This is a genomic window from Janthinobacterium sp. PAMC25594 (genome assembly GCF_019443505.1).
In the GTDB taxonomy this organism is placed as follows: Bacteria; Pseudomonadota; Gammaproteobacteria; order Burkholderiales; family Burkholderiaceae_D; genus Janthinobacterium.
In genome coordinates this window covers 774,296-790,444 of the sequence record NZ_CP080377.1, presented here as the reverse complement: position 1 = coordinate 790,444, position 16,149 = coordinate 774,296, and the positions used below count along the sequence as shown (strand labels likewise).

The 16,149-nt window shown below is 63.0% G+C and carries 13 protein-coding genes; 6 read left to right on the top strand and 7 right to left on the bottom strand.

Translation table 11 applies throughout. The annotated features are described in order from the left end of the window. Positions 1–310 precede the first annotated feature (310 nt). A complete protein-coding gene (locus tag KY494_RS03535; RefSeq protein WP_219889927.1) occupies positions 311–2,491 on the top strand; it encodes a prolyl oligopeptidase family protein in 2,181 nt (726 codons plus the stop codon). 90 nt (positions 2,492–2,581) lie between these two features. Here the strand turns inward: KY494_RS03535 and KY494_RS03530 are convergent, their stop codons facing one another. The 6 genes from KY494_RS03530 to KY494_RS03505 form a co-directional block, all read right to left on the bottom strand. Beyond that, entirely contained in the window at positions 2,582–3,469 is an 888-nt protein-coding gene (locus tag KY494_RS03530; RefSeq protein WP_219889926.1) for an STM4011 family radical SAM protein, read from the bottom strand. Then, positions 3,463–4,842, bottom strand: a complete 1,380-nt coding sequence (locus KY494_RS03525) for an STM4012 family radical SAM protein (protein WP_219889925.1) — start codon at positions 4,840–4,842, stop codon at positions 3,463–3,465. Before KY494_RS03525 ends, KY494_RS03530 begins: the two co-directional genes overlap by 7 nt. Beyond that, positions 4,839–5,681, bottom strand: coding sequence for an STM4013/SEN3800 family hydrolase (locus KY494_RS03520; protein ID WP_258194636.1), 843 nt, complete (start codon positions 5,679–5,681; stop codon positions 4,839–4,841). The genes KY494_RS03525 and KY494_RS03520 overlap by 4 nt, the downstream gene beginning before the upstream one ends. Then, positions 5,674–6,756, bottom strand: a complete 1,083-nt coding sequence (locus tag KY494_RS03515; RefSeq protein ID WP_258195000.1) for an STM4014 family protein — start codon at positions 6,754–6,756, stop codon at positions 5,674–5,676. The genes KY494_RS03520 and KY494_RS03515 overlap by 8 nt, the downstream gene beginning before the upstream one ends. Before the next feature lie 21 nt (positions 6,757–6,777). Then, positions 6,778–7,704, bottom strand: coding sequence for an STM4015 family protein (locus KY494_RS03510; RefSeq protein ID WP_219889923.1), 927 nt, complete (start codon positions 7,702–7,704; stop codon positions 6,778–6,780). Between the two features lie 91 nt (positions 7,705–7,795). Beyond that, positions 7,796–8,371, bottom strand: a complete 576-nt coding sequence (locus KY494_RS03505; protein WP_219889922.1) for a helix-turn-helix domain-containing protein — start codon at positions 8,369–8,371, stop codon at positions 7,796–7,798. A gap of 200 nt (positions 8,372–8,571) precedes the next feature. Between KY494_RS03505 and kbl the strand changes: the two genes are divergently transcribed. From kbl to KY494_RS03490, 3 genes are read left to right on the top strand one after another with little or no spacing between them, the layout of a single operon-like run. Beyond that, a complete protein-coding gene (gene kbl, locus KY494_RS03500) occupies positions 8,572–9,795 on the top strand; it encodes a glycine C-acetyltransferase (RefSeq protein WP_219889921.1) in 1,224 nt (407 codons plus the stop codon). Positions 9,796–9,815: 20 nt separating this feature from the next. Beyond that, complete coding sequence (locus KY494_RS03495; RefSeq protein WP_219889920.1) at positions 9,816–10,781, top strand: NAD-dependent epimerase/dehydratase family protein; 966 nt, start codon at positions 9,816–9,818, stop codon at positions 10,779–10,781. Between the two features lie 48 nt (positions 10,782–10,829). Next, on the top strand, positions 10,830–12,230 hold the full coding sequence (locus KY494_RS03490; protein WP_219135234.1) for an L-serine ammonia-lyase: 1,401 nt from the start codon (positions 10,830–10,832) through the stop codon (positions 12,228–12,230). Positions 12,231–12,402: 172 nt separating this feature from the next. Here KY494_RS03490 and KY494_RS03485 read toward each other — a convergent pair whose 3' ends face one another. Further along, the gene (locus KY494_RS03485) at positions 12,403–13,146 is read right to left on the bottom strand and encodes an AAA family ATPase (RefSeq protein WP_219889919.1); all 744 of its coding nucleotides are present in this window, start codon (positions 13,144–13,146) and stop codon (positions 12,403–12,405) included. A 287-nt stretch (positions 13,147–13,433) separates the two neighbouring features. On the opposite strand from KY494_RS03485, the gene thrC reads away from it, so the two are divergent. Together thrC and glp are read left to right on the top strand one after the other, a co-directional pair. Continuing rightward, positions 13,434–14,915 carry a threonine synthase gene (thrC, locus tag KY494_RS03480; protein WP_219889918.1) on the top strand — a complete coding sequence of 494 codons (1,482 nt, stop codon included), beginning with the start codon at positions 13,434–13,436 and terminating at the stop codon, positions 14,913–14,915. Further along, a complete protein-coding gene (gene glp / locus KY494_RS03475; RefSeq protein WP_219889917.1) occupies positions 14,915–16,141 on the top strand; it encodes a gephyrin-like molybdotransferase Glp in 1,227 nt (408 codons plus the stop codon). Before thrC ends, glp begins: the two co-directional genes overlap by 1 nt. Positions 16,142–16,149 lie beyond the last annotated feature (8 nt).

Below are 16,149 nucleotides of genomic sequence, written 5' to 3'. Positions count from 1 at the left end.
CACGGCCTCTGGACGGGCCATGAACATGTTGCCTATGGTAAGGAAGATTTATGACGGCTTGATGAAACGTATTAGCTTTTGATAATGTTTCTTGCCTGCCCGTCAGTTTGCCGATTCTCGCCAAAAACGCGATTTATCACGGTGATTCATGTAAATTACCCAAACAAAAGACGGCAAATTCATCAGATAACTGTGCTTTAAAAGTGGCAATCCGCGCTATGATTTCTCTTGGCGAAAGTCAACATGGGCAGCCGCAGCGTGAGTTTGAACGGCCTGCTTTCTTCGACATCCAACAATGAGACAACAACCCATGCAATTACGTAGTGCAACCCTCATATTCAGCTTGCTGGCCGCTTTCGGTGGCAATGCCCTGGCACAATCCTGCCCGGCCGGCGATGGCGTCCCCGTGACGTATCCGGTCAGCAAAAAAGTCGACCAGCAAGACAGCTATTTCGGCACCACCATCGCTGACCCCTACCGCTGGCTGGAAGACGCCAACAGCGCCGAGACGGGCGAATGGGTGGCGGCGCAAAACAAGCTGACGCAGTCGTACCTGGGCACCATCCCCGAGCGCGCGGCGATCAAGCAGCGCCTGACCAAGCTGTGGAACTATGAGCGCTTCACTACGCCAACGAAGCAGGGCGGCCGCTATTTCTACAGCCGCAATGACGGCTTGCAGAACCAGGCCGTGCTGTACACGGTGAAAAAACTGTCCGACGAGCCGCGCCTGCTGCTGGACCCGAACACCCTGTCGACCGACGGCACGGTGGCGCTGGCCGGCACTTCGATCAGCCCGAACGGCAAATACCTGGCGTATGCCACGTCCGCTTCCGGTTCCGACTGGAACGAGTGGAAAGTGCGCGACATCGAATCGGGCAAGGATTTGACGGACCATATCAAGTGGGCCAAGTTCTCGGGCGCTTCGTGGACCAAGGACAACACCGGTTTCTTCTACAGCCGCTATGACGCACCGAACGAAGCCACCAAGCTGGCCGATATCAATTACTTCCAGAAATTGTATTTCCACAAGATCGGCACGCCGCAAAGCGACGACGTGCTGGTCTTCGACCGTCCCGACCAGAAGGAATGGGCGTTCGGCGGCAGCACCGTCAGCGACGACGGCAATTACCTGATCATCACGGCCACGCAGGGCACGGAACGCAAGAACCGCGTTTTTTACAAGGACTTGCGCCAGAAGAATGCCAAGGTCGTGGGCTTGCTGGAAGAATTCGACGCATCGTACTCGTTCATCGACAACGACGGCCCCGTGTTCTTCTTCAAGACGGACAACAAGGCGCCGAAATCGCGCGTGATCGCCATCGATACGCGTAAACCTGCGCCCGCCGACTGGAAGGAAATCGTGCCGCAAAGCGCGGAAACCCTGGTCGCCGTCAACCTGATCAACAACCAGCTGGTGCTCGACTACTTGAAAGATGCGCAAACGCAAATCAAGATCGTCGACCTGAACGGCAAGCTGGTGCGCGAAGTAGCCTTGCCGGGCATCGGTTCGGCCGGTGGCTTTGCGGGCAAGCGTGGCGACACGGAAACGTTCTACTCGTTCACCAGTTTCACGACGCCGGCGACCATCTACCGCTACGACATGAAATCGGGCAAGAGCACGGTGTACCGCCAGCCGAAGGTCGATTTCGACCCGAACGCCTTTGAAACGCGCCAGCAATTCTTCACCAGCCGCGACGGCACCAAGGTGCCGATGTTCATCGTCTCGAAAAAAGGCATGAAGCTCGATGGCTCCAACCCGACCTATCTGTACGGCTATGGCGGCTTCAATGTATCGCTGACGCCGAGCTTCTCCGTGGCAAATCTTGCCTGGGTGGAAATGGGCGGCGTCTACGTGATGGCCAACCTGCGCGGCGGCGGAGAATACGGCGAAGCCTGGCACCAGGCTGGGACCAAGCTGAACAAGCAAAACGTGTTCGACGATTTCATCGGCGCGGCGCAATGGCTGGTGGACAACAAGGTCACCTCGCCATCGAAGCTGGCGATCGGCGGCGGCAGCAATGGCGGCCTGCTGGTCGGCGCGGCCATGACGCAGCGTCCCGACCTGTTCGCGGCAGCGATTCCGCAAGTGGGCGTGCTCGACATGTTGCGCTTCCACAAGTTCACCGTGGGCTGGGGCTGGGTGCCTGACTATGGTTCGTCGGACGACGCCGAGCAATTCAAGGCGCTGGTGAAATACTCGCCGTTGCATAACCTGAAGGCGGGCGGCTGCTATCCGGCCACCATGATCACCACGGCCGACCATGACGACCGCGTCGTGCCAGCCCACAGCTTCAAGTTTGCCGCCGCCGCCCAGGCAGCGCAAGGCGGCCCGGCACCCGTGCTGATCCGCATCGACAGCAAGGCCGGTCATGGCGCCGGCAAGCCGACGACCAAGCAGATCGAAGAAGTGGCCGACCGCTGGGGTTTCCTCAGCCGTTCGCTGAAGATGACGCCGGTAGTGGCGGAGCCGGCCAAGGTGGCGGCACAATAAAACACGGTAGGTCGGATTAGCGCGGCATCGCCGCGCGTAATCCGACACTACCAGCGCCAACAATGTGTCGGATTACGCGGCGTGCCGCCGCTAATCCGACCTACGCTGGCCTGCCTCCTTAATCCTCGCCAATACCCCCTCCCCAAACACGGCCTGAAACGGCAAATCCTTGCGCTGCGCATAGCCGATGTAGCAATCGCACTTGAAGCGCGGGCAGCTGCGTTCCCGCAGCATGTCGGCCAAGTCATCCTCATATAAATTCCCCAGTCGCTCGGGCACGAAATGGCAGCGCGCCAGTTCGCCGTCGCCATCGACGGACAGCGACGCTTCGCCCGCCAGGCACGGTTTATTGCGCGAGGGCGATGGGCGGCGGTTTTGCGCGAACCACGGGTCGATGGCGTCGAGCCAGGCCAGGTCTTGTTCGCTGTAGTAGCCGGGGCCACGCCGGTCGTACGCGTTCAGCCACAGGTAGATGTGCGCCGGCAGGGCCGCGCGCAGGGCGCGGATGGCGTCCAGGTGCTCGTTCATCGCCACGACGCCGACGGAGTAGCGCACGCCCATCGCATCGAGGCGCGCGCAGCGCGTGAGAAAGCGGGCCAGGGTCGTCTGGTCCGGGTGGTAGGTGCACCACAGGCCGATCTTGTCCAGCCCGTCCATGTTCTCCAGCCAGCTCAAGGGGCCGGACAGATTCGTCTGCAGCGCCACCTGGCGCACGTGCGGCAAGGTTGCCAGGGTTTGCATGGCCGCGCGGTAGTGGCGCCGCACCAGCGCTTCGCCCCAGGGCGTGAACAGGATACTGATGTTCCGGTTTTGCGCCGCCACCCAGCTGGTAAAACGCGCCACTTCGCGCGCGTCGCGGGCCAGCGCGGCGCGGCTGTCGCGCTTCTTGGCAAACGGGCAGTAGCCGCAGGCGTAATTGCAGCTGGCCAGCGTGCCGCGGTACAGCAGGGACAGCGTTGCTGCTGGCGCTGTCAGCATGCCTGGCCGCCTTCGGCCATCAGCGCGCGCACCGTCTCGGAGGCCAGCCAGGGGCCGATGGTGTCGGCGTAGCTGTAGCCCCGGTCGTTCAGGCGCAGCAACGGGCCGTTTTCTTCCACTAATTCCAGCGCGTGCAGCTCGGCCAGTTGCGGCAAGTCCTGTTCGCAGCGGCTGCCGAAGCGCGCCGCGTAGGCATCTCGGTCCAGGCCAGGCTGCGTCAATAGCGACTGGATCACGTAGCGTCGGCGCTGTTCCGCATCATCGAGCTGGTAACCGTGTTCGGCCTGCGCGAAGCGCGCTTCATCGAGCGCCAGGTAGTTGTCGATGATGTTGATGGTGTCAAGCCGCGCCACGGCGTACTCGCTGGAGTAGTGCAGCTTGGTCGTGTAGGAGCGGGCGCCCGCGCCCAGGCCCACCATGCCGTCATTCTGGCAGCAGTACGAGGGACCATTCTGCTCGGGCGCATGGGGTGCGCGGAACATGCGCATCGACACCTGCTCATAGCCCTGGGCGCGCAAATGGTCGCGCGCGGCCGCGTACAGGGCCAGGCGGCTGTCGCCTTCCTGCGCCAGCATGATGGGGTTGAGCGATTGCGCGCCCTGGCGGCGCGCCACTTTTCCAAGACCCGTCTGCTCGCGCACGTACAGCGGATACAGATAGATTTCCTCGGGCGCAAACGTCAGCGCGCTGTCGATGGAGGCCAGCAGGCTGGCGACGGTTTGCCCCGCGATGCCGTAGATCAGGTCCAGGTTCAGCGTCGGGAAGCCGGCAGCGCGTATCAGGCCGATGGCGTGATGGACGGTGGCGTTTTGCTGGGGGCGTGCCAGCGCGCGCATCTCGCCGGCGGCAAAGCTCTGGATGCCCAGGCTGACGCGGTCGATGCCATGCGCGCGGCAGACGGCCAGGCGCTCGGCCGTGATGGTTTCGGGCGACGCTTCGATGCCGGCCGGCGTGTGTTGCAGGTCGATGCCGAGGATGTCGCGCGCGCCGCACAGCAGGGTGTCCAACTGCGCGGGCGACAGATAGGTGGGCGTGCCGCCGCCCAGTGCGAAGCGGGCGAAGCGCCGTTCGCCCAGCGCGCCGTTGAGTGCGCGCATCTGCACCAGCACTTGCTGCACGTAGCGCTCGACCATGTCGGTACTTGGGCGCGCCATGGCGAACAGGTTGCAAAAGCCGCAGCGCATCTCGCAGAACGGAATATGGATATACGCGAACAGGGCGGAGCGGTCTTGCTGCGCCCACAGGGGGCCCAGCGGCGCCGCCTGCGGCAAGGCGCGGTAAGCCGCCTTGTGCGGATACGAATAGGAATACGCCTGGTAGGGCGTGTGGCGCATGCGCTGCGCCAAAGTGCCAGGCTGTTCGGAAGGGTTCACGGTGGGGATTCCTTGGAAGGTGTATCGGGGGCGATGAAAAAGTGCGCGTACGGCACATTCCACACGCTGTCATGGGCCACTCTATGGCCCCGGTAGCCGTCTTCGCCATACGCGCTACCGTGATCCGAGCAGACGATGGCAAACGTGGGTGCGCGCGCGGCGCAGGCGGCAAACAGTGGCGCCAGCGCGCTGTCCACATAGCGCAGGGCCGCCGCGTGGCTGTCCAGGTTATCGGCACGGCAGCCGGGCAGGTAGGCGCGGTTCGGCGTGTGCAGGGCGGCCACGTTGATGAATAAAAAGGTGCGCTGCGCGCCGTCCGCCAGGCGGGCTATGGCCAGCGCCACCTGTTTTTGCGTCGAGTGGCGGCTGGCCACGCCCATGCCCGCGCTCCAGTGGCTTTCCTGGAATAGCGACGGCAGCACGCAACCCAGCGCCGTCTGTTTATTGAAAAAGCCCACGCCGCCGATGCAGATGGTGCGGTAGCCGCGCGCGGCCAGCGCGGCGGGCAGGTCCGCCTGCTCGAACGCGTACGTGTGCGGCGAGGTGGTTTCGCTGCCCGCAAAGGCGGAAGCGAACAGGCGCGGGTGGCGGCCCGGCGTGGCCGGCGTGGGCAAAAAACCCGCGAAGAAGGCCTGGTGCGCCGCATACGTGAACGTGGCGGGCGAGTGCCGCCGTTCCCAGCCGCCCGGTGCTAAAAAACGTCCCAGCACGGGCAGTTCGCCCGCCTCGTACAGCGCTTGCGCCACGTCAAAGCGCAGGGTGTCGAGCGTGAGGAAGACGATGTCGTGGCTGCCGACGACGGCGTGCATGTCGGGGATGGATGGTGTTTCTTTAAGCATGGGCCAGTTGCGCCGTGTAAGTATCGATGCCTTGCCAGAGAAGGCCGGGCAGCAGGTCGCCGAAGGCGTTCGCTTCCAGCACGCGGGCCTGGCCGTGGCGTACTACCAGGTCGTAGCCCGTCACGTGGCTGGCGGGGAAGGCGCGCGCGGCCAGGGCGGCGGTTTGCTCCAGCGCGGCCAGGTCGGCTGCGTTCAAGAGGCCGGACGCGTCGCCGCGCCGGTTGTCGAGGTGCAGATTGGTCATCATCTGGTTGCCGATGCGCGCCACGCGGTGCGCGGGCTGGCCGGCCACGGTCACGACGCGCAGGTCGTAATGGCTGTCGCCGCAGCGCGGCTTGTTCAGCCACGCTTCCGCGTACAGTTCCTGCGCGGCCAGCGCATCGACGAGGGCGGCGATGTCGTGTTCGGATTCGTAGCGCGCCATGCGCTTGACGTTGAACAAGCGGGTCTTGCCATCCGCCCGCGACAAGGCGGCCGAGGTGGTGGCTTGCTGGCGCCCGGCCTTGTTCCTGCGGTAGGCGACGACGCCCGACGCGGACGAGCCGTAGCGCGGTTTTAAATAGATTCGGTCGAGGTCATGTTCGTGCAGCAGCGCCTGCAGGTGCTCATAGCTCTCGACTGGCCCCAGCAGGGCGGGAATCGGCACGCCGTGCGCGGCCAGGTGGCGCTGGCAGGCCAGCTTGTCCGTCATGCGGCTGATTTCGGCCGGTGCATTGACCACGCGCGTGTGCGGCAGGTCAAGCAGTTGCGCCGCCAGGGCCGTCATGGCGGCCGTAAAACCGGCGAACCACGCGTCCATGGCCAGCAGCTCGCCATGCGCGGGCGCTGCGACCGGCGGGCGCTCCTGCAGCCTGCAGCCCGCCTGCAGCAACAGCAAATGGGCGGCAGGATCGTCGCCGGGCGGCTCGATCTTCAACAGGCAGGGTTGGCGCAATGCCTCCTCCAGCAGCGCCGGCTGCGCCAGCCAGTCGCGCCATTCGAGCACTTGCGCGGGTGGCAGGCGCAGTTGCGCGCGCGCCGCCAGCATCAGGCGCACGCGCTTGCTGCCCTGTGTCGCCAGCAGGGTGAGAGGCATCAGCAAAGGATAAAACTCCGCTTATTCGCCGACAGCCACGTAGCGGTAGGTCTCGCCGTCGTCTTCATCGGCTTCCTGCGGGTCGTCCAGTACCACTTCGAAGGGCAGCGCCTTCAGTTTCGCCTGGTTTTCCTCGGAGATGTAGTGGTGCGACAGGTCCAGGCGCTTCAACTTGCCCAGCTGCGTGTGATTGAGCACGGCCACGGCGCCCAGGTCGCCGATGGTGCCCAGCGACAGGTCCAAGATGTCGAGCTGCGCCACCAGCGGTTCTTCCGCCAGCCACACGGCCAGGTCGTCGGCGATTTCCGCGTCGCGCAAGCCGAGATATTTCAGGGTCGGCACGGTCAGCTGCGCCAGCACCTTGCGGTACAGGTCCACGTCGCCCGAGAAGCCATAGTCGTCCGTGCCCAGCCACAGTTCCAGGTGTTCCAGCTGCGGCATGCTCGATTGCGCCAGCGCCTCGGCGATCTTTTGATCGAGGCCGCCCGCTTCGATGGTGAAGCGGCGCAGGTGCTGGTGGGCGAACGGCTCGATGACGAGCTCATTGCCGCCGCGGATGCGCAGTTCTTCCAGCAGCGGGAAGGCATCCAGCAGGGGCTTGTAGCTGCCTTGCACGATCCATGAGATTTCGCATTCCTCGTACGTCATGTCGCCGATGAACAGGGCGCGCAAGTTGGGCAGCTGTGGCGCCTGGGCGATCAGCGCGGCCATCACTTCGTCGGCGCCCGATTCGTACGGGTCGCCCCACATGCCGATGATCAGCGCTTCGAGCGCGTTCTTGTCGGCCTTGGCGAGGAAGCCGGCGATCAGTTCCTCCATCTTGCGCTTGTCGTCGTATTCAAGCGACAAACGGTAGACGATGCCTGGTGACGCGTCGAAGGGCAAGTCCGGGTCGTACTGGACGACTTTCTTGTCGTGGAAGGTGGTCGTGCTGTCGGAAATCGTCATTGCTAAGGCTCCATGAAAGACAGTGAAAATCTTGTCTAATCCAAAATCTTAGCATGGGCGAAAGAGCTTATTGCACACCGCTGAAAAGCAACTATCTATGGATTACCACCAATAATGCCTTGCCTTCCGCCTTGCCCAGATTGCGTATCGTATGCGGCTGGTCCGCCGGATAGCGCGCCGTGCCGCCGTTCTTGACCTTTTTCTTCGCCGTCCCCACTTCCAGCTCCAGGTTGCCGTGGATCACCGTCAAATGCTCGGTGGTGCCCGGATCGTGCGGCTGCGACGCCAGTTCGCCGCCCGGCGCCAGGGTCACTTCATACCATTCATATTTGCCGGCCAGTTCCATCGGTCCCAGGATGCGCAGCACGTAGCCCGCGTGGTCGCCGGGCAGGGTAGGGGTTTCGTGGGCGTCCGTGATGCGAATGGTTTCCACGGCTTTTTCCGCGCTGGACAGCAATTCGCCGATCTGCACGCCCAGGGCGTTGGCCAGGCGCCACGTGATGGCGATGGTGGGATTGGCTTTTTCGCGCTCGATTTGCGACAGCATGGACTTCGAGACGCCCGCGATGCGCGACAAATCCTCGAGTGTCAGGCCGCGCGCCAGGCGCAGCCGTTGCAGGGTGGCACCCACTTCAGGGGGAGAATTGGTCGAAACGCTGGTTTTCATCGGCAGGTGGCTTGCAAAGTTCAATAGGCTTGGGTAATATCCACTATATTGAATTTCAGTTCGAAATAGTGGATTTTGAGGAAAAACACGGAAACGTGCAGACTTCAAACAGCGCTTCACGGTACAGCATATGGCGCGCGCCGGTCAAGCGGCGGCCCATACAGCCAACAGGCATACAACAGGGACACACAAGGATCATCATGAGCGAGCAAGCGAAGAACACCTTTTTCAGCGGTCTGCAACAGAATCTCGATCAACTGCGCCAACAGGGCTTGTACAAGTCCGAGCGCGTGATCGCCTCGCGCCAGGGCGCTGAAGTGGTGTGCGACGATGGCCGTACCCTGATCAATATGTGTGCGAACAACTACCTGGGCCTGTCCGGCGACCTGCAGACGCAGGAAGCGTCGATTGCCGCCACGCAAAAATACGGCTACGGCCTGTCGTCCGTGCGTTTTATCTGCGGCACGCAAACCGTACATAAAGAACTGGAACAGGCGATTTCCGCCTTCCTCGGTACCGAGGACACGATTTTGTACGCGGCCGCATTCGACGCCAACGGCGGCGTGTTCGAGCCCCTGTTCGATGAAAACGACGCCATCATTTCCGACGCGCTGAACCACGCTTCCATCATCGACGGCATCCGTCTGTGCAAGGCTGGCCGCTACCGCTACCTGCATAACGACATGGCCGACCTGGAAGTGCAGCTGCAAGCGGCCGTCGCCGCAGGCAAGCGCCATAAAGTCATCGTCACGGACGGCGTGTTCTCGATGGATGGCACGATTGCGCAACTCGACAAGATCTGCGACCTGGCCGACAAGTATGGCGCGCTGGTGATGATCGACGAATGCCACGCTTCCGGCTTCATGGGCGCGACGGGCCGCGGCACGCACGAACACCACAATGTGATGGGCCGCATCGACATCATCACGGGCACGCTGGGCAAGGCCCTGGGCGGCGCCATGGGCGGCTTTACGTCGGCGCGCAAGGAAGTCATCGACACGCTGCGCCAGAAATCGCGCCCTTATCTGTTCTCGAACACCCTGGCGCCATCGATCGCCGGCGCCTCGCTGTCGGTTTTGGCCCGCCTGGCCAAGTCGACGGAACTGCGCGACCGCCTGCATGACAACACGGCGTTCTTCCGCAGCGAGATCGAGCGCATCGGCTTTACCATCAAGCCGGGCACCCATCCGGTGGTGCCCGTGATGCTGTTCGACGCCCCCGTGGCGCAACAATTCGCCGCCCGCCTGTATGAGCTGGGCGTGCTGGTGACGGGCTTCTTCTACCCGGTCGTGCCGATGGGCCAGGCCAGGGTCCGCGTGCAGCTGTCGGCCGCCCACACCCGCGCACAGCTGGTGCAAGTGCTGGCCGCCTTCGAGCAGGCGGGCAAGGAACTCGGTCTGCTGACCACTACCACTACCAACTAACAAGAATTCAGGAAAAAAGCATGGAACGCATCTTAGTCATTGGCGCAAACGGCCAAATCGGTAGTGAGTTGGTGGGCGCGCTGGCGCAGCAGCACGGCGCGGACAACGTCATCGCCAGCGACATCGGCACGAATAATCTGTACCAGGCCAAACGCTACGCGCAATTGAATGTGCTGGACAAGGACGGCCTGGCGAAGCTCATCGCCGACGAAGGCATCACCCAGGTGTACCAGCTGGCGGCCATGCTGTCGGCCACGGGCGAAGCGGCGCCGTTGAAGGCGTGGAGCCTGAACATGGATGGCTTGCTCAATATCCTGGAACTGGCGCGCGAGCGGGGCGAGGCGGGCAAACCGCTGCGCATCTTCTGGCCATCGTCGATCGCCGCCTTCGGCCCGAACACGCCGCAGGTGAACACCCCGCAAATGACGGTGATGGACCCGACCTCGATGTACGGCATCAGCAAGCTGGCCGGCGAGCGCCTGTGCGAGTACTACTTCAACAAGTATGGCGTGGACGTGCGCAGCATCCGCTACCCGGGCATCATCAGCTACAAGTCGCCTCCGGGCGGCGGCACCACCGATTACGCGATTGCCATCTTCCATGCGGCCTTGCGCGGCGAGCGTTATGACTGCTTCCTCGATGCGACGACCACCTTGCCGATGATTTACATGCCCGATGCCATCCGCGCCACCATCGAACTGATGGACGCTCCTGTGTCGCAGATCAAGATCCGTTCGTCCTACAATGTGGCCGGCGTGTCGTTCAACCCCGAGCAACTGGCGAAAGCCATCGTGCACATGATCCCGGACTTCAAGATCAGCTACAAGCCGGACAGCCGCCAGGCCATCGCCGACAGCTGGCCGCAAAGCCTGGACGACAGCAAGGCCAGCGCGGACTGGGGCTGGAAGGCGCGGATCGGCGTCGAGCAGATGGTCAACGACATGCTGGCCAATGTCGACGTGGGCCATGCCGCCAAGGCAGCCTGAGTCCCACACAAGCATTCATAAAAACATACCAATATAAAGAGACACTACATGGACATGAGCGTATTCGACCTGTTTAAAATCGGCATCGGGCCGTCGAGTTCCCACACGGTGGGGCCGATGGTGGCGGCGCGGCGTTTTCTGGTCGAATACGGTCCGCTGGACCAGGTAGTGGGCGTCGAGGCGGCCCTGTATGGCTCGCTGGCGCTGACGGGCGTGGGCCATGCCACGGACAAGGCCGTCATTCTGGGCTTGATGGGTGAAACGCCGCAGGACGTGGCGCCCGATGCCGTCGACAGCAAGCTGGCCGCCATCGAGGCGGCTGGCGAGATCGCCTTGCTGGGCATGCACGTGGTACCGTTTACGGCCGCCACGGGCTTGATCTGGCACAAGAGCGAATCCTTGCCAGAACATCCGAACGGCATGCGCTTTACGCTGAAACTGGCCGACGGCAGCCGGGCCGACAAAGTGTATTACTCGATCGGCGGCGGTTTTATCCGCGAAGCGGGCGAGGCGCAGGCGGAAGCGGCCGTGGAATCGGCGGCCAGCGCAAGAGTCGTCTTCCCCTTCGATACCATGGAGCAGTTGCTGGCGCATGGCGTGGAAAGCGGCCTGTCGATCCCGGAAATGCTGCGCGCGAACGAGTGCGTCAAGCGCAGCGACGATGAATTGAATGCGGGCCTGGACCGCATCTGGCACGTCATGCGCGACTGCATCGCGCACGGCCTGGAAACGACGGGCAACCTGCCGGGCGGCTTGAACGTCAAGCGACGCGCCGCCAAACTGTGGCGATTGGCGCAGGAAGCGAAGGCGTCGGACAACCGTGCCAACGACTTGCCGCACGACGCCGTGCACCTGGTCAGCCTGTACGCGATGGCCGTCAACGAGGAAAACGCGGCCGGCGGGCGCGTGGTGACGGCGCCGACCAACGGCGCCGCCGGCATCATCCCGGCCGTGCTGCGCTATTACGCGCAGGATTGCCGCCCCAGCGACCCGGTGGGCGGCGTGCGCCGCTTCATGCTGACGGCAGCCGCCATCGGCATGCTGTGCAAGCGCAATGCCTCGATCTCGGGCGCCGAAGTGGGTTGCCAGGGCGAAGTGGGCGTGGCCTGCGCCATGGCGGCGGCCGGCCTGGTGGCGGCCCTGGGCGGCACCAATGAACAGATCGAAAACGCGGCCGAAATCGGCATCGAGCACCACCTGGGCATGACCTGCGACCCCATCGGCGGCCTGGTGCAGATCCCGTGCATCGAGCGCAATGGCATGGGCGCCGTGAAAGCCATCACGGCCGCCTCGCTGGCGCTGAAGGGCGACGGCACGCACTTCGTCAGCCTCGACGAAGTCATCGAAACCATGCGCCAGACTGGCGCGGACATGCAGGACAAGTACAAGGAAACGTCGCTGGGTGGCCTGGCGGTCCACGTGATTACGGTGAACCACGCGGCTTGCTGATGCGCTGGTGGTGGCGTCGGATTACGCGCGCAACGCTAATCCGACCTACGCCATGACGCAAGCAACGTAGGTCGGGGTGGTTAGGCGCAGGTCGGCGTAGGTCGGCGTAGGTCGGCTTAGCCCGCAGGGCGTAAGCCGACATCACCAAATCAGCAAGCCGACAGCCACCACCTCACTCCTCCTCCTCGAACAGCTGCTCCAGCCTTCTCGGGTAGTGATTCAAAAAATCGCGCGTCACGGCGTAGTGTTCCGTGTCTTCATACGCCACTTCGTGGATGCCGCCGCCCGTAAACATGAGGATTTTCGCGTTCGGGTAAGCGAGCAGAATCGGCGAATGGGTGGCGATGATCAGTTGCGAGTCGTCCTGCACCAGCTGGTGGATCACCGATAATGCCGCCATCTGGCGGCTGGGCGACAGGGCCGCCTCGGGTTCGTCCAGCAGATACAGTCCCTTGCCCCGCAGCTTGTTGATCAGGGTCGCCATGAACGCTTCGCCGTGCGATTGCGCGTGCAGCGACTTGCCGCCGTAGCTGCCCAGGTATTCGGGCATGTCGTCCATATAGGTGGCGACATTGAAAAAGCTCTCGGCGCGCAAAAAATAACTGTCATCCGGTTTCTTGTAGCTCTTGCTCAGGCGCAGATGCGCGTGCAAGCCCGATTCCTCATCCGACGGTAGCGCGATGCGCACGTTGCGCGTGCCGCCATCCTTGCCGAAGCCCAGCCCCACGGCCAGCGCTTCGAGCATGGTCGACTTGCCGCTGCCGTTCTCGCCCACGAAGAACGTCACGTCGGGGTGGAAGTCCATGTGCACGAAGTCGCGGATGGCGGGGATGGTGAACGGATAGTGATCGAGGTCGACGACGGCGTCGTGGCGCAGCGCGGCGCTTTGCAGATACGGTTTTTTACTCAGCGACATGGCCGGTTCCATGAATGGCCGCAATGCGGCCGACAAGTACGAGTGTGGCGCAAATCAGGCGTATACGCCAGCACGTGGCCCCATCTTTATGCGGGGCGTTGATCTCGCCATAAGAAATTTCCAAAATACAATGCTTTTACCTCTGCCCGACGCTGCTGTTTGACAACAGGGGCAGGGGCCAGGACGGCTGCGTGCGCATGCGATTCGCCTTGGGCGGCGGCTGGCACTATAATATCCGCTGCCATTCATGATCAACCGCACTCAGCTCAACTGGACTCTTCAAATTTATGCACTACGTGTCTACCCGCGCTGATAAAGCGCCAATGAATCCGCAGCAATTCTCCGACATCCTCCTGGGCGGCCTGGCCCCCGATGGCGGACTGTATCTCCCTGAACACTACCCGCAAGTCACTGGTGCCGAGCTCAATGCCTGGCGCACATTGTCGTATGCCGACCTGGCCTACGAAATCCTGAAGAAGTTCGCCACCGATATCCCGGCCGCGGACCTGAAGGCATTGACGGCGAAAACCTATACCAAGGCAGTCTACAAGAACGCCCGCGCCGGCGAAAACGCGGCCGACATCACGCCGCTGCGCGTGCTCGAAGAAAACCTCGTCAAGGGCGGATCGACCACCCTGATGCTGCAAGCGCTGTCGAACGGCCCGACCCTGGCCTTCAAGGACATGGCCATGCAGCTGCTGGGCAACCTGTTCGAATACACCTTGGCCAAGACGGGCGCCGAACTCAATATCTTCGGCGCCACCTCGGGCGACACGGGCAGCGCGGCCGAATACGCGATGCGCGGCAAGAAGGGCATCCGCGTCTTCATGCTGTCGCCGCACAAGAAAATGAGCGCCTTCCAGACGGCGCAGATGTTCAGCCTGCAAGACCCGAACATTGTCAACATCGCCGTCGAAGGCGTGTTCGACGATTGCCAGGATATGGTCAAGGCCGTGTCGAACGACTTGCTGTTCAAGGCGAAACAGAAGATCGGCACCGTCAATTCCATCAACTGGGCAAGAGTCGTGGCGCAGGTCGTGTACTACTTCCGCGGCTATCTGGCGGCGACCACCAGCAACGAGCAAAAAGTGTCGTTCACGGTGCCGTCTGGCAACTTCGGCAATATCTGCGCCGGCCATATCGCCCGCATGATGGGCTTGCCCATCTCGAAACTGGTGGCCGCGACGAATGAAAACGACGTGCTCGACGAATTCTTTCGCACGGGCGTCTACCGCGTGCGCAAGTCGGCCGAAACGTATCACACGAGCAGCCCGTCGATGGATATCTCGAAGGCGTCGAATTTCGAGCGCTTCGTCTACGACCTGGTGGGCCGCGACAGCGAGCGCGTGCGCGCCTTGTTCACGAAAGTGGAAACGCATGGCGGCTTCGATTTGTCCGGCAAGCCTGGCAGCGACGGCGACGAGTTCAAACTGGTGGCCAAATACGGCTTCAAGTCGGGCAAGTCCACGCACCAGGACCGCCTCGACACCATCCGCGACGTCGCCGACGACTACGGCATCACCATCGACACGCACACGGCCGACGGCATCAAGGTGGCGCGCGAGCACCTGGAACCGAACGTGCCGATGATCGTGCTGGAAACGGCGCTGGCCGCCAAGTTCAACGAAACCATCCTCGAAGCGCTGGGTGTGGACGCGGAACGGCCAAAGGGCTTCGAAAACATCGAAGACTTGCCGCAAAAGTTCATCGTGATGGATGCTGACGTGGAAAAAATGAAGGCGTACATCGCCGCCAATACGGGATTGTGATGACAGAAGCCAGCACTGTACGCAAACCGATGCTGTCGGTGGCCGAGGCGCAAGCCTTCATGCTGGGCGCGGCGCGTCCGGTGACCGAAGTCGAGCTGGTCGACACCATGCGCGCCAACGGCCGCGTGCTGGCCACGGCGCAGACGTCGACCCTGAACGTGCCCGAGCGTGACAACACGCAGATGGATGGCTATTGCGTGCGCGCGCAGGATTGCGCCAGCGGCGCGGCCAGCCTGCCCGTGTCGCAGCGCATCGCGGCCGGCCACGTGGGCCAGCCCCTGCAGCCGGGGACGGCGGCGCGCATCTTTACGGGTGCCTTGCTGCCGGACGGCGCCGATTGCGTGGTGATGCAGGAGCAGTGCACCTTGCTTGATGGCGTGGTGACGGTGAACCACGTGCCGCATGCGGGTGAATGGGTGCGCCGCCAGGGCGAGGATATCCGCGCCGGTGGCGTCATCCTCGGTGCGGGACGACGCCTGCGCAGCCAGGAAATGGGCCTGGCCGCCTCCGTGGGCCTGGCGCAAGTCCCCGTGCTGCGCAAGCTGCGCGTGGCCGTGTTCTTCACGGGCGACGAGCTGGCCATGCCCGGTGAACCTTTGGCGCCGGGCGCCGTCTACAACTCGAACCGTTTTACCCTGCGCGGCTTGCTGGAAAACCTCGGCTGCGACATCACGGACCTGGGCATCGTGCCCGACAGCCTGGAGGCCACGCGCGCCGTGCTACGTCAGGCGGCCCAGGGCAATGATTTGATCATCACCTCGGGCGGCGTGTCCGTTGGCGAGGAAGACCATATCAAGCCGGCCGTGGAAGCGGAAGGACGGCTGAACATGTGGCAGATCGCCGTCAAACCGGGCAAACCGCTGGCGTTTGGTGAAGTGCAGGACGCGTTCTTTGTCGGCTTGCCCGGCAATCCCGTGTCGAGCTTCGTCACGTTCTTGCTGTTCGTGCGCCCGTTCATCTTGCGCCTGCAAGGCGTGGCGGGCAGTCTGGCGCCGCGCAGCTACAAGCTGCCGGCCGCGTTCGAGCGCCTGAAGGCGGACAAGCGCAACGAGTTCTTGCGCGCCAAGGTCAATGACGAGGGCGAGCTGGAACTGTACACCAACCAGAGTTCGGGCGTGCTGACGTCCACCGTGTGGGGCGACGGCTTGATCGATTGCCCGCCGGGGCTGTCGATTGCGCGCGGCGACATGCTGCGCTTTATCCCGTTTAACGAATTGCTGTACTAAGGAAGTAT

What these genes read in the sequence shown, in the direction of transcription:
- KY494_RS03535 (WP_219889927.1), top strand. Translation starts at nt 311, where the DNA reads ATGCAATTACGTAGTGCAACCCTCATATTCAGCTTGCTGGCCGCTTTC.
- KY494_RS03530 (WP_219889926.1), bottom strand. Translation starts at nt 3,469, where the DNA reads ATGCTGACAGCGCCAGCAGCAACGCTGTCCCTGCTGTACCGCGGCACG.
- KY494_RS03520 (WP_258194636.1), bottom strand. Translation starts at nt 5,681, where the DNA reads ATGCTTAAAGAAACACCATCCATCCCCGACATGCACGCCGTCGTCGGC.
- KY494_RS03515 (WP_258195000.1), bottom strand. Translation starts at nt 6,756, where the DNA reads ATGCCTCTCACCCTGCTGGCGACACAGGGCAGCAAGCGCGTGCGCCTG.
- KY494_RS03510 (WP_219889923.1), bottom strand. Translation starts at nt 7,704, where the DNA reads ATGACGATTTCCGACAGCACGACCACCTTCCACGACAAGAAAGTCGTC.
- KY494_RS03505 (WP_219889922.1), bottom strand. Translation starts at nt 8,371, where the DNA reads ATGAAAACCAGCGTTTCGACCAATTCTCCCCCTGAAGTGGGTGCCACC.
- kbl (WP_219889921.1), top strand. Translation starts at nt 8,572, where the DNA reads ATGAGCGAGCAAGCGAAGAACACCTTTTTCAGCGGTCTGCAACAGAAT.
- KY494_RS03495 (WP_219889920.1), top strand. Translation starts at nt 9,816, where the DNA reads ATGGAACGCATCTTAGTCATTGGCGCAAACGGCCAAATCGGTAGTGAG.
- KY494_RS03490 (WP_219135234.1), top strand. Translation starts at nt 10,830, where the DNA reads ATGGACATGAGCGTATTCGACCTGTTTAAAATCGGCATCGGGCCGTCG.
- KY494_RS03485 (WP_219889919.1), bottom strand. Translation starts at nt 13,146, where the DNA reads ATGTCGCTGAGTAAAAAACCGTATCTGCAAAGCGCCGCGCTGCGCCAC.
- thrC (WP_219889918.1), top strand. Translation starts at nt 13,434, where the DNA reads ATGCACTACGTGTCTACCCGCGCTGATAAAGCGCCAATGAATCCGCAG.
- glp (WP_219889917.1), top strand. Translation starts at nt 14,915, where the DNA reads ATGACAGAAGCCAGCACTGTACGCAAACCGATGCTGTCGGTGGCCGAG.